Raw genomic sequence first — 12,636 nt, forward strand, 5'->3', positions numbered from 1 at the left:
CCGACCCGCTTCCTCGTGCAGGAGCGCGTCGCCGATCAGTTCCTCGACGGCTTCGTCGCCGCCTCGAAGACGATCAAGGTCGGCAACGGTCTCGAAGCCGGCGTCGACATGGGGCCGCTTGCCAACGAGCGGCGCATCCCGGCGATCGAAAGCCTGGTTGCCGACGCGGTCGAGCATGGTGCCCGATTGGCGACCGGCGGCCATCGCATCGGCAACCGCGGCTACTTCTTCGAGCCGACGGTTCTGGCGGACGTGCCGCTTTCCGCCCGGATCATGAACAACGAGCCGTTCGGCCCGGTCTCGATCATCAATCGCTTCCATGATCTCGACGAGGCGATCAACGAGGCCAATCGCCTGCCCTTCGGTCTTGCGGCCTATGCCTTTACCGGATCGGAGCGCAGCGCCCATAGGCTGGCAAGCGAGGTCGAAAGCGGAATGATTTCGATCAACCATCTGGGTCTGGCGCTCCCCGAAGTCCCCTTCGGCGGCATCAAGGATTCCGGCTACGGCACCGAGGGCGGATCCGAAGCGATCGAGGCCTATCTGGAAACACGCTTCGTCACGCGAAAGAGCGTCTGACACCGGCCGCAGGCAACTGCCTCGCGACCGAGAAGCAACAGGGGACGGCGCCCGATGGCGCCGTCCCCTGCTTAAAATGCGTTGCTGATCCAGTCCTCATGCCCATGACGGACGCGAACGACGAGGATGTCGCCGTCCGCCTCGACCCGGTAGACGACCAGATGCGCCTTGAACGGATGGATGCGCATCGGCGGCGACAGCTCCGTGCGTTCGCGCGCCATGCGCGGGTTGGCGGCAATCAAGGCGAATACGGCGAAGAGTTCATCGTGATATCGCCGCGCCTGGGCGGAGCCGAAAAGGCGCACCCCATCTGCGGCGATCGCGATGATGTCTTCTTCTGCCGCGACGGAAAGCCGAAACGCCATTATCCGCGCGGCACTTCAGCGCGCGTAAGCGCCGCGGAAAAGAGCTCGTCCTTGGAGCGGGACCCGACGCCGCTCTTCAGACCGTCGTCGACAAAGCGTTGCATCACCGCAACCTTGTCATTTCGCTCCTGATCCCTGCGGATGAGGTCGCGCACATAATCGCTGGCGTTGGCATAACGGCCCGTGCGCGTTTGCGCTTCCACCCAATCCTTCATCGGGTCGGGCAAGGATACGTTCATCGTCGCCATGTCGGTCTCCATTTCCTGCGGGCAAGCATGGCATACTTTGGCAAAGTTTGTCAAATCAGCAAGCCCAGGCTGCCGGTTTTCGCCCCGCACAGCCCCGCATCCTGCTACGCTCGTGCAGACCATCGTGCGGTGCATCGGAGGCGCCGGTCCGGTCTGATCGCCAAGGCGGTTGACTATCGGCATGCCAGCCTTTCTGAATGCCGTCGGCACTACTAAACGTCGGATTGCAATCAGGCCGCAAGAATGACTGAGACGCTTCATCGAAATGCAATGGCAGCAACGGGGTCCGCCCTTTCCGAGCCGGAAAAGAACGTCATCATCGGCGGCGTTCTTCTCTCCATGCTTCTGGCCGCGCTCGACCAGACGATCGTGGCGCCGGCGATGCCGACCATCGGCAAGGCGCTGGGACATAGCGACTACCTGCCCTGGGTCGTGACCGGCTACCTCCTGACCGCGACGGCCATGGCGCCGCTTTACGGCAAGATCTCGGATATCTACGGACGGCGGCCGACGATCTTTGCAGCCATCATCATCTTCCTTGCGGGATCGCTGATCAGCGCGCTGGCACCCAACATGCTGACGTTGATCGTCGGCCGCGCCGTCCAGGGCCTGGGTGGCGGCGGCCTGTTCGCACTGGCGCAGACCGTCATCGGCGACCTCGTTCCGCCCAAGGAACGGGCGCGCTACGCCGCCTGGATATCGGGAACCTGGGCGGTCGCGAGCATCGCCGGGCCGCTGCTCGGCGGCACCTTCGCCGAGCATCTGCACTGGTCGCTGATCTTCTGGATCAACATCCCGCTGGGGCTGGTGGCGATGGCGATCATCAACAAGCCCCTGAGGAAGCTGCCGACCGTCGCCCGCGCGCATCGTATCGACGGGGCCGGAGCCCTATTGCTCGTCGCTGCGACTTCGCTATTGCTGCTTGCGCTCAACTGGGGCGGCAGCCGCTACCCATGGCTTTCCGCCGTCATACTCGGCTTGCTTGGCGTTTCCGTCGTGCTCTGGTTCGCCTTTGCCATGCGGCTGCGCAGGGCAAGCGAACCGCTGATCTCGCTGGAAGTGCTTGCCAATCCCATAGTGCGCTACGGAACGCTCGCGATGTTTCTGGCGCAGGGCGCCAATGTCGGGCTCTCGGTCTATATCCCCGTCTATGCGCAAACGTTCCATGGCCTGTCGGCCAGCAGTTCGGGCGTGGTGATGCTCGGCCTGCTGCTTGGGACCGTCTGTGGAGCGACGACCAGCGGGCGGACGATACCGCGCATCGTTCACTATAAGAGCATGGCGCTGGTCGGCGGCGCGCTGGCCTTCCTTTGCCTGGCGGCCCTTGCTGCTCTCGCCGGTCGGACCTCGCTCGTCGTCCTCGAAATGCTGACATTCGCCGCCGGTTTCGGCTCGGGCATGACCTTTCCGGTGGCGACGATTTCGGTCCAGAACGCCGTCGCCCAGGCGCATCTTGGCGTCGCAACCGGTGTTCTGACGTTCCTGCGATCGCTCGGTGGCGCCCTCGGCGTCGCGGCATTCGGCGCGATCGCTCTTGGCAACGGACTGCCGCTTGCTGGCGAAGGGGTGGGACCGCTCGGCACGACGGTTACGTCGGCCGTGCCCTTCACCTATATCTTCATCGCGAGCGCCGCAGCGATGGCGGCGGCGCTCGTCTTCTTTCATCTCATGCCGGAAAAACCACTGCGAGGCCGTGACGAAAATCCTGTCGCCGCAGTCGTCGAATAGCTGGCCGCGCCGGCGCCGGCGCGGTCATGAACGGCATGCGGTTCGCGGGCTCAGAACTCCGCCTTCAACGACGCGTAGAAGGTACGTCCCGGGCCGGGCTGCTGCACCAGGCTCAAGGGATCGACATAATAGGCGTCGGTCAGGTTCTCGATGCGGAAGGCCGCCGTCAGGGTCTCGTTGATCCGGTACTCGGCGAACGCGTCCACCAGCGTATAGGGCTTCCAGTCGATCAGCGAGATGAACTGGGAAGCGCCCTGCGCGGTCACGTCGCCATGACCGATCGCGCGCGATCCTGTGCGAGAAATCCGCCCGCCAACCGTCAAGGCGTCGTCGAGGAATGTCTGCGACAGCGTCAGCGCGACCGTGTATTCCGGCGGCACCTGGTTGGTGGCGTAGTCGGCATAGAGCGACTTGTGTCCGCAAGTGGTCGCTGTTCGGCAGAACTCGACGTCGGTGTAGTAGTTGGCGGCGAGCTCGGCGGTAAAGCCGCCGCGTTCATAACGACCGGACAGTTCTATGCCCTGGAAGTGCGCGCCGGCAATGTTGTGAATGCGCATGCCGGAGATCCCGCGCGGATCGGTATACCATTCGCGCGAGATGTAGTTGTCGACATTCCAGTCGAAGAAGCCGAGCTTCATCATCGCCTGGTCGTCGGCCGAAAATACGCCTTCGCGCCTCAGGTTGGTGCCCACCTCCCAATTGCTCGACCGTTCCGGCCGCAGGTTGGAATTGACGTTCATGGTGAAGGCCGAAACGCCCTCGAAGATGCTCGGCGAGCGCAGTGCGTTCGAGTAGTTCACATAAAATTGAGTGCCGTCGAAAGGCTCCAACGTCACGCCCACCGAGGGGCTGAAGCCGCCGTCGCTGAGGGCCGTGTCGTAGGTGTAGCCCGGTCGGGCCTGTTCGGGGGCATTTCGATCCTCGGTCCAGTAGTGCTGGTAGCGCAGGCCACCATTGATCGTCAGCCAATCGGTGGCTTTCCAGGCAGCCTTGGTGAAGGCCGCCGCCTCCTGCCGCGTGCCATCGCGAAGGTCGAGCCAGGTCTCCAGTTCCGGTGTGAACTTGCTCGGTCGCGTATCCTCGCTCAGGAACGACAGGCCGTAGGTGAGGTCGAGCCCGCCGTAGTCGGTCGACAAGACCGACGTGTTTGCGACATCGGCGCCCCACATGAAGGTGTCGGAGCCGGTGCGGAAATCGGCCGGCAGGCCGAAATCTCCGGGCTGCGGATAGAGCACGCCGCTCCGCCGGGGATTGCGCAGCTCCAGCCGCGTGGCCCAGAGATTGGCCGTGAGATCGATGAGGTCGTTGTCGTCAGGCTTCCAGCCGTATCGAAGCGTGCCGGCATCGACCTTCGTTCCCGCCGTCTGGCCCTGCTGCATCGCCTGACCCCGATCCGAGGTCAGGCGCGACGCCAGGAGGTCGCCGGCCTCGCTGCGAAAACCATTGTAGCCGAACTGCAGGCTGTGACCGTTCTCGAAGCGAACGGTGCCCTTGGCGAGATAGGACTTTGTCTGGAGCTGGGTGTTCAGCACCTCCTCGCCGGCGCGGTAGTTGGCGATGCCAATATTGTCGATATAGTCTTTCCAGCCCCGGGCGGGCGGCAGGCATACGCCGCTCTCATAGCAGAAGGGTCGCGGTCCCATGCTGACCGGTACTGCCGAGGGTCCGTTGGTGCCCGCGTGATAGTTGCCCTGCCGGCGATAGGCGTAACCGGCAAGGAGGTCGACGTTTTGTTCCTGCATCGCACCGACGATGCTGCCCGAGCCGCTGGTCGGATCGAAGAACGAGGGGCGGTCCATTCCGTCGCTTTTTGCCGTTGCGACCGGAGGCGCCCAGGTGCCCCCCGGCCAGGCATAGCCCGCCGTGGTGCCGGCCGGCGGCGGCGTGGATGTGTTGGTGCCAAAGCCGCCTTTGACCCGAAGGCCGAATGTGTGCCCCTCCTTCACGATGTCGCCGGCGTCCAGCGTGCGCATCGCCACCGTGCCGGCGATACCGCTCGATGCGACGTCCGAACCCTTGGTGATATCGACGCCCCCCAGGAAATCCGGATCGACGAAGGTCCGGTTGGAGATGCCCTGATAGCCCTGATAGACCGTGGCCGAATTGGCGGCTCCGTCGACGGTGACGGCAACGCGGCCCATACCCTGCATGCCGCGGATGTTGACGTCGACGGCGCCGGCGCCGTTGCGCGCTTCGCCGGAAAGCACGCCCGGCGTGCCGCGGAAAATGTCGGCTGGGCTCGATCCGCGGAAGCGGTCGATGTTTTCTTGCGAGATGTAGGCGGTCGGCGCAGCCGTTTCATAGGGCGCATCCACCGGATTGATGATGCCGCCGCCGGCGACGATCGGCGCAAGCATCGTCTCGCCGTTGGCCGCACCGACCGCGTGCGCACCGGAAACGCGCTCGGTGATCGTGACGGTCCCGCCGTTCAGGCTATAGGAGAGGCCGCTGCCGGACAAAAGCTGCGAGAGCGCCTCTGCCGGGGGGATCGGTCCGCTGACGGCAGGCGCGGATTTCCCCTGGGTCAGCGATGCCGAATAGGCAAGTCTCAGCCCCGACTGCCGCGCAAATGCCGTAAGCGCCGCGGTCAGGGACTGCGCCGGTATGTCGAAGGTGGTGGCGCCGGAACGGGCAGACCGTTCCTGTTGTGCCAGAGCCGGCATTGCCGTTTGAAGTGAACCGACCGCCGTGGTTGCGACCACGACCGCGCCAAGAAGTTTGTTTCGCCCCGTTTGTCTGGACATCTGATCCCTATTCCCATGCTTTGAGCGAGGGATCGTTCTTCCTGCTGGCAGGACACACCCCTCAAAAGCCGAGACGAGGCGTCACCCAAAAACCCGCAACGATGTTCGAAAAAAAAATGAAACCGGCTAGACCGCCGAGATCAATGTCACGAAGCGCGTCATGCGCGTGACCCGGATCGGCAGGCCGGACGCAAGTGCTGAAAGCGAGGCGTCAGGGGTTCTGAGATCCAGCACCGCGCTGACCAGCGTCGACTTCAAGCGGTCGTGGCTGAAGACGATCCAGCCGCCGTGATAGCGGCTAAGGGCAGCGACGACGTCGCCGAGCCTGCGGTTTTCGGCGACATACATGCCGGACTGCCATGCGAGTGCGATTGCCGGATCCTGCACGACAGGGTTACCGATGGCGCCGTCACTCCCGACCGACACGCGCTCTCCCTCGGCGATCGTAACGCCCATGAGGTCCCCGCCTGCCATTGGCGATACGCGAACGGAATGGCGGGTGACAGCAATGCCGAGCGAACCATCGGCGGCATTGGCGTCCACGTCGAAGGCGGTTCCAAGGGCCTTGACGATGGTTTCACCTGAGGCAACCTGAAAGGGTCGTGCGTCCGCCGCCACGTCGAAGAATGCCTGGCCTTCCTTCAGAACCACCCGGCGCGCCCGTTCGTCGAAATCCACGTCCATCGCAGTGCGCGCGTTGAGGACCACCCGTGACCCGTCGGGCAGGTCGATCGAACGCGTCTCTGCCGTGGTGGTCGCATAGTCGGAGCCGAGGATGCGCAGCCAGGGGCGCGAAGCGGCAAGCCCGCCTCCCAGAACAGCGATGCCGAACGCGCCGGTCAGAAGACGGCGGCGCGAAAGGAGCGCGGTGTCGCGGCCGGGATAGACGAGACCGGTTTGGCGATCGCGGCGCAGGTGTGCCGCATCGTCCCACAAGGCTTCCGCTTCGATCGCCGCCGCCTCGTGCTCCGCACTTTGTCCGCGCCACGCATCATAGGCGCGTTGATCCTCGCTGGTCGCCTCGCCGGAATGCAGCCGGACGACCCAGGCGAGCGCCGCGTCGGAGATGTCCCTTGCGGGACATTGCGTTGTCGCTGATGCCGGTTTCATCGCCGCCCCTTGTCAGACATGGTCCAGCTCGCGCCGCACGTCGCGGCAATGGCTCAGGGCACGCAGCATGTGCTTTTCGACCATGCTGACCGAGATACCCAGCGTTTCGGCTATTTCGCGGTGCGAAAGGCCCTCGACCTTGTTCATGATGAAGGCCGTTCGGCAGGCCACCGGCAACTCGTTCAAGAGAACGGAAAGGGCTGCGACCTTGTCGCGAAATTCCAGCCGCAACGCAAAATCGTCCGACGATGACAGACGGTCTGCCTGGTCCAATTCGACCCGGCGCGACCACTCCCGCTCGAGCTTGATGCGAAAGTCGATCGCCGCATTTCGCGCTGCCCTGAACAGGTAGGAACGCGGGTGCTCGACGCTGCGGCGGTCTACCCTCACCATGCGCAGATAGGCGTTCTGCACAACTTCCTCACCGTCATCCCGATTGCCGATCAGGCGCGATGCATAGCGCACCACCTCCTTGTGGTGACGTCTGAAGAGCAGACCGAGCCAGTGATTGAGAGAGCTTGCCATCAGCCACCCTTCCTAGCGAAGCGCGCCACGGCGGTCTTGGGGGTGGATTTCTTCAGGCATGATGCAAACTTCGCGGGAAAAGCTGCGGCTCGTCCGATGCGGCACGCTAATACTTGTCTCTTATACTCATGTTTTAGAGCCCGACAAGCGCCTTTGCGCGAAAACGCGGGGATTGGATCGCCGGCACCGAACCCCGGATGGCTCCGGGCAGTCGGTACCGGCGGCATTTATTGCTGATCAGAAGAAAATCGATCCAGGCTCTGTTTCAAACGGCCTGTTCGAAGTCTGTCGAAACGGCAACCGTGCGCCACTGGGCAAGAAGATCGCGATCCGAAGCGTGCTTGGCCTCGATCGCAGCCACCGTGTCGCTGCCAAGCGGAAGCCGGACCGGCGGCTGCTCCGCATCGACGAACGCGATCAGTACGTTCGCAAGCGTGTCGGGGTTGCCCGGCTGGTTGTGGCTGATCTCCTTCGCCTTGCTGCGAACGGCACCTGCGGTCTCCGCATAGTCGCTGATCTCGATCGGGCTGACGCTCAGTGACGTCGAGTCGAGAAAATCCGTGCGGAAATAACCGGGCTCGATCGCCGTCGCGTAGATTCCGAGGGGCGCGAGTTCCGCCGCCAAAGCCTCGGTCAGTCCCTCGACGGCAAACTTCGTCGAGCAGTAAACGCCGAAACCAGGTCCGCTGCGGTAGCCGCCGACGGATGAGAAGTTGAGGATCCGCCCATGGCGTTGGCGACGCATGTGCGGCAGCACCGCGCGGGTCACGGCCAGAAGTCCGAAGACGTTGGTCCGATAGAGCGCTTCAATCTCGGGACCTGTCGCTTCCTCGACCGCGCCCAGGAGACCGTAGCCGGCGTTGTTGACCAGGATGTCGATGCGCCCGAAGCGCGCGATCGCCTGGCCCACAGCCTGATGCGCCTGGGCCTCGTCAGTGACGTCGAGCGCGACGGCCAGGAGATTGGGATGATCCCCGAAGCGGTCCGCGATCGCCCTGGGATTGCGCGCCGTCGCGACCACCTGATCACCCTTCGCCAGGGCCTTTTCAACGATAAGAGCACCAAATCCACGGGATGCGCCAGTGATGAACCACGTATGCATGTGAACCTCCGGTTTGTTTCGCCGCTCCATCGTCGGCGGCTGGGAAGGTTGTACTGCGAGACGTCTGCTGAGATAATCGACTGAATTCTTGTTGAGTTGTTGAGTCGTATTCATCAATGCGAACCATATCGCCGTCCGACCTGTCGCCTTTCCTTGCGCTCGCCCGCCACCAGAGCTTCCGCCGTGCCGCCGACGAGATCGGCTGCACGCCGTCCGCACTCAGCCACGCCTTGAAGGCGCTTGAGGAGCGCCTGGACCTTAGGCTCTTCAACCGGACCACCCGCAGCGTTGCGCTGACCGAGGCGGGAGAACTTCTGCTCGCCCGCGTGGCGCCCGCCTTCCGCGACATCGAGGACGCCCTTGACGATCTCAACAATTTCCGGGGAGCGCCGATCGGACGGTTGAGGTTCAACACGGCGCGCGCTTCGGCAAAAATGGTTCTCCTGCCAATCGTTGCGCGGTTTCTCGAAAGTCATCCGAAGGTCAACATCGAGATCGTCGTCGATAACGACCTTGTCGACATGGTGTCGGAGGGTTTCGATGCGGGTGTTCGCTTTGGCGAGATCGTCGCGCAGGACATGATCGCCGTCCCGATCGGTCCGCGCCAGCGTACCGCGATCGTGGCAACACCTTCCTTCTTCGAGCGCCACGCAAGGCCGACCGCTCCCGAGCATCTGAAGGCGCTGTCCTGCATCGGACTGCGCTTCGGCAGCGGAAGGCTCTATGCCTGGGAGTTCGAGCGCGGCGGTGTCGAAGTTCAGGTCGAGGTGACCGGTGCCCTGATCGTCGATGACCAGGACATGATGGTCGACGCGGCCCTTCTCGGCGCGGGGATCGGCTTTGCCTTCGAGGACCAGGTGCGCGCGTTCATCGACGAGGGCAAGCTGGTCCGCGTCCTTGAAGACTGGTGCCCCTATTATGGTGGCTTCTATCTCTATTATCCGAGCCGACGCCAGATGCCGGCGGCGCTCAGGGCATTCGTCGATTTCGCCAGGGTCTGGGACAAGTCAACGCCTTGAGCCGGAACAGCGCAAGCGATCGTCGAGCCCGCTCGCTGCCCCCCGCCTTTCCGCGTAATGTCCGTGCAACCTCGCGTTTACAATCGTCTCGGCAAGGTTTTACTGACATCGGTCTATGCCGCCTCAATAAAGCGTCAGCCGAACGGCGTTGCCGGTCCAACAACAGGTGCGGATAGTGTGGAAGCTCTGGCCACGGTCTCTCAAGCAACGTCTCATTGCACACTTGCTGGTTCTGCAGCTGGCGGTGCTTCTTGCGTTCGGCCTATCCTTCGTCACGCTGCTCGTCGTCGCTGACGAAGGCGGCGCGCTCGTCAGTCCCGCCCCGGTCGAGACGGCGTTCCGCGCGGTCAAGCGGAGTGCCAGCGGCAAGCTCGAACTCGCTGACACCGCGGAACTGGCACGCGTTCGTCGCGAGCAACCGCATTTCTGGTTCATCGCGCGCAGCGACGGGGGCGAGATCGTTCAGTCCGGCGACGTACCGGACATCTACCGCGGCATGACCGTGGCCCTCGACCGAATGACCTATTCGGACATCCGCGACGACGGCCCGCCATCGAACTATCTCGCCGTCATCCGGCGCATGACAAACGAGGAAGGCAGCTTCACCGTATTCGGACAGGGAACGCTTCTGAGCCAACCTTCGCTCATCCTCTCGTTCTCACGCCTGTTCGTCGCGCCGATGCTGGTGCTGCTCGCGCTCGTCACGATCTTCGCGGTGCCCCGCATCGTCAACCGGGCGATCCGGGGCATCTCCGATCTCGCCCGCGAAACGGATGAGATCAACATTACGCACCGGAGCCACCGGCTGGCCGAAACGGCGGTTCCGAGCGAGGTCCGCCCGCTCGTGCGCGGCATCAACAGCGCCCTTCACCGGCTCGATCAATCCTATGGCCAACATCAGCGCTTCATTCTCGACGCCGCCCATGAGCTGCGGACGCCTGTGGCCATTCTTCAGGCGCGGCTCGACTTGCTCGCCTCAGGGCCGGAGCGCGACCGGTTGATCTCCGACTGCGAGAGGATTTCAGCGCTTGCCGAGCAGTTGCTCGATCTGCAACGGCTGGAAGCCGACGCCAGGCCCTTCACCGCCGTGGACCTCGTCGCGCTCTGCCGCAACGTCGCTGCCGACCTTGCTCCGCTCGCCATCGACGAAGGCTACGACCTGTCGTTCGAGCAAAACACCGAGCAGTCGCTGATACAGGGCGACGCAGTCTCGCTCGAACGGGCGGTTACCAATCTCGTCCAGAACGCGATCGAGCATGCCGGAAACCAGGGCGTGATCCTCGTACGGGTCGAGCCGGACGGCGTGATCGAAGTCAGCGACGACGGCCCGGGCATCCCGGAGGGGGAACGCGAGCGCGTCTTCGAGGCATTTTACCGCCTCAAGCCGCGCGAACGTGGCGCTGGTCTCGGCCTCAATCTCGTTCTGCAGATCGCGCAGCGACACAAAGGCCGCGTGAGCATCCTGACCTCACAGAGCGGCGGTGCCTGCTTCCGGCTGGCCTTTCAGAACGGACGCATCTGAGCTGCAATCCGTAGTACCCCCAACAGGCAAGTGTGAGCGTAGTCCGAGTACCAGCCGCCCGGAAAGCGGCCGAAATGGGCCCTTTCGGCGGAAAAAAATCGATCCGGGATCTATTTCGGCGGTTGGAAAGCAAAATTTAACCATACTTCTCCATCTTTTGTCCATCAGTCGTCAAGAAGGGGACAATCCAGAAATCGCGCAGCGGCGTTCGCTCGCCGGGCTGAGAGCCTTTGTGAGATTTTCTGGCTTGATTTGCGTTGTTGAGTAAGATCATTCGCCCACAGTCTTTGCACCGTCTGTTGCGCCCATTGCTGATCACTTGCTGCGGCACCGCTCTCGTCGGCGCGGCTGCGTGGTCGCTTGTCGGCATGGCCGCGATCGGCAGTTCCTACGCGCATGGTTCCGGCCGCCTGCTGCCGAAGCCGCAGCTGCATTTGGCCGAGACGACCAAAGAGCGCGCCTGGGACAAGCACGCCAGAACCAACCAGGCGACGCGGCTCGTGGCCGCCGCCGCGGCGCAGCCCGTCATGGTCGCAAGCCTCGCTCCCAGCGAGGCGAGGTTCGGGCACGATGCCCTGTTCCCGATAGATGCGGAAACGATCGGCAAGAGCGCCCGGATTGCAGCCGCGGTGAAAAAGGCTGTTCTCTCGTCCGAGAAAGTCGCGAGCATCCCCGTTCCCGCTACCCAGGTTCACCATCAGATCGCCACGGTAAAGCTCCCGGCGCCAGAACGCTTCGCGCCGGTGGCGTCTGTTGCCATTGCCAAGAACCCGGTCCAGCTCGCCTACGCCACCCCCTCACAGAGCCACGTGGAAGGCAGCGCCTTTTCGGCTCTGTTGACGGCGCCGTCCGAGGACGATCTCGCGGAACAACCGGACCAGGACCAGGCTGAAGACACGGCCGCCCTGCCGAGCCATGAGGACACGCCCTCGGTCGGTCCCATGCCGCAATTCCGCCCCCGCACCGCGCAAGCGGAAAAGCCGCCCGCCGAAGACGAAAAGCCTGCGACCAAGCAGGCGGAAGACGCAGCGGTGAAAAAGGAAGAAGAGACAGCCAAGGCAGACGCGGACGAAGCGCCGAAGAAGCAGAAACTTGCCTATGCACGGCCGGAAGATCCGACAGAGAACAGTGCCGGCACCGGTTTCGGCCAGGCGTTGCGTAACATGTTTGGCGGCGGAGCGAAGGCCGGCAACGGCGTCGCCGTCTACGACATCACCGCTGCCAAGGTCTATATGCCTGACGGCAGTGTGCTCGAGGCGCATTCCGGTATCGGCAAGATGGCCGACAACCCGCGCTACGTCGACGTCAAAATGACCGGACCGACCCCGCCGCACACCTACAATCTCAGGATGCGCGAAACGCGTTTCCACGGGGTCGAGGCAATCCGCATGCTGCCGGTCGACGGAAGGAACAAGCACGGCCGCGACGGTTTCCTGACGCATAGCTACCTGCTGCGCGGCAAGCGCGCGGAATCCCATGGCTGCGTCGCCTTCGCCGACTATCCGCGTTTCCTGACCGCCTTCAAGCAGGGCAAGGTCAAGCAGATCGTCGTGGTGCCGAGCGGCGGACGCGCGGCCGGCATGCGCCTGGCACAGAACGGCCGGAACTCCTGAGCGGAGCCGGCCAACGGTCGGAATGCAGGCAGCGGACGGTAAAGGTCTTTCGCTGACGAGGAACGGGCACTAAGATCCGGC

11 protein-coding genes are annotated in these 12,636 nt (G+C 63.6%); 5 read left to right on the forward strand and 6 right to left on the reverse strand.

Going from position 1 to position 12,636, the window contains the following annotated elements; translation table 11 throughout:
* Positions 1-579, forward strand: a 579-nt coding sequence (locus BLU15_RS30950; RefSeq protein WP_143034298.1) for an aldehyde dehydrogenase family protein, incomplete at its 5' end; no start/stop codon positions are given.
* Positions 580-650: 71 nt separating this feature from the next.
* On the opposite strand, the gene BLU15_RS30955 is transcribed toward BLU15_RS30950, so the two are convergent.
* Together BLU15_RS30955 and BLU15_RS30960 are read right to left on the reverse strand one after the other, a co-directional pair.
* Positions 651-944: a type II toxin-antitoxin system RelE/ParE family toxin gene (locus tag BLU15_RS30955; protein WP_034798189.1), complete on the reverse strand. Its 294-nt coding sequence runs from the start codon at positions 942-944 to the stop codon at positions 651-653.
* A complete protein-coding gene (locus BLU15_RS30960) occupies positions 944-1,192 on the reverse strand; it encodes a type II toxin-antitoxin system ParD family antitoxin (RefSeq protein WP_034798187.1) in 249 nt (82 codons plus the stop codon). Before BLU15_RS30960 ends, BLU15_RS30955 begins: the two co-directional genes overlap by 1 nt.
* Before the next feature lie 243 nt (positions 1,193-1,435).
* On the opposite strand from BLU15_RS30960, the gene BLU15_RS30965 reads away from it, so the two are divergent.
* Entirely contained in the window at positions 1,436-2,920 is a 1,485-nt protein-coding gene (locus BLU15_RS30965) for an MDR family MFS transporter (RefSeq protein WP_090300719.1), read from the forward strand.
* A 50-nt stretch (positions 2,921-2,970) separates the two neighbouring features.
* Here the strand turns inward: BLU15_RS30965 and BLU15_RS30970 are convergent, their stop codons facing one another.
* The 4 genes from BLU15_RS30970 to BLU15_RS30985 all read right to left on the reverse strand — a co-directional run bounded on the left by BLU15_RS30970 (position 2,971) and on the right by BLU15_RS30985 (position 8,401).
* Complete coding sequence (locus tag BLU15_RS30970; protein ID WP_090300721.1) at positions 2,971-5,664, reverse strand: TonB-dependent receptor; 2,694 nt, start codon at positions 5,662-5,664, stop codon at positions 2,971-2,973.
* Positions 5,665-5,790: 126 nt separating this feature from the next.
* Positions 5,791-6,774, reverse strand: coding sequence for a FecR family protein (locus tag BLU15_RS30975; RefSeq protein ID WP_090300723.1), 984 nt, complete (start codon positions 6,772-6,774; stop codon positions 5,791-5,793).
* 12 nt (positions 6,775-6,786) lie between these two features.
* The gene (locus BLU15_RS30980; protein ID WP_060530493.1) at positions 6,787-7,299 is read right to left on the reverse strand and encodes a sigma-70 family RNA polymerase sigma factor; all 513 of its coding nucleotides are present in this window, start codon (positions 7,297-7,299) and stop codon (positions 6,787-6,789) included.
* Between the two features lie 265 nt (positions 7,300-7,564).
* Positions 7,565-8,401, reverse strand: coding sequence for an oxidoreductase (locus BLU15_RS30985; protein WP_060607830.1), 837 nt, complete (start codon positions 8,399-8,401; stop codon positions 7,565-7,567).
* A 116-nt stretch (positions 8,402-8,517) separates the two neighbouring features.
* On the opposite strand from BLU15_RS30985, the gene BLU15_RS30990 reads away from it, so the two are divergent.
* From BLU15_RS30990 to BLU15_RS31000, 3 genes are all read left to right on the forward strand, one after another.
* On the forward strand, positions 8,518-9,420 hold the full coding sequence (locus tag BLU15_RS30990) for a LysR family transcriptional regulator (RefSeq protein WP_060607827.1): 903 nt from the start codon (positions 8,518-8,520) through the stop codon (positions 9,418-9,420).
* Between the two features lie 244 nt (positions 9,421-9,664).
* Positions 9,665-10,942: a sensor histidine kinase gene (locus BLU15_RS30995; RefSeq protein WP_244546864.1), complete on the forward strand. Its 1,278-nt coding sequence runs from the start codon at positions 9,665-9,667 to the stop codon at positions 10,940-10,942.
* A 260-nt stretch (positions 10,943-11,202) separates the two neighbouring features.
* Positions 11,203-12,555, forward strand: a complete 1,353-nt coding sequence (locus tag BLU15_RS31000) for a DUF2778 domain-containing protein (RefSeq protein WP_234824504.1) — start codon at positions 11,203-11,205, stop codon at positions 12,553-12,555.
* Positions 12,556-12,636 lie beyond the last annotated feature (81 nt).

Source organism: Ensifer sp. YR511 (assembly GCF_900103045.1).
Classification (GTDB): Bacteria; Pseudomonadota; Alphaproteobacteria; order Rhizobiales; family Rhizobiaceae; genus Ensifer; species Ensifer adhaerens.

Bases quoted from the DNA above. Each gene is read 5' to 3' on its own strand.
- BLU15_RS30960 (WP_034798187.1), bottom strand. From the start codon at position 1,192: ATGGCGACGATGAACGTATCCTTGCCCGACCCGATGAAGGATTGGGTG.
- BLU15_RS30980 (WP_060530493.1), bottom strand. From the start codon at position 7,299: ATGGCAAGCTCTCTCAATCACTGGCTCGGTCTGCTCTTCAGACGTCAC.
- BLU15_RS30990 (WP_060607827.1), top strand. From the start codon at position 8,518: ATGCGAACCATATCGCCGTCCGACCTGTCGCCTTTCCTTGCGCTCGCC.
- BLU15_RS30965 (WP_090300719.1), top strand. From the start codon at position 1,436: ATGACTGAGACGCTTCATCGAAATGCAATGGCAGCAACGGGGTCCGCC.
- BLU15_RS30985 (WP_060607830.1), bottom strand. From the start codon at position 8,401: ATGCATACGTGGTTCATCACTGGCGCATCCCGTGGATTTGGTGCTCTT.
- BLU15_RS30955 (WP_034798189.1), bottom strand. From the start codon at position 944: ATGGCGTTTCGGCTTTCCGTCGCGGCAGAAGAAGACATCATCGCGATC.
- BLU15_RS30970 (WP_090300721.1), bottom strand. From the start codon at position 5,664: ATGTCCAGACAAACGGGGCGAAACAAACTTCTTGGCGCGGTCGTGGTC.
- BLU15_RS30975 (WP_090300723.1), bottom strand. From the start codon at position 6,774: ATGAAACCGGCATCAGCGACAACGCAATGTCCCGCAAGGGACATCTCC.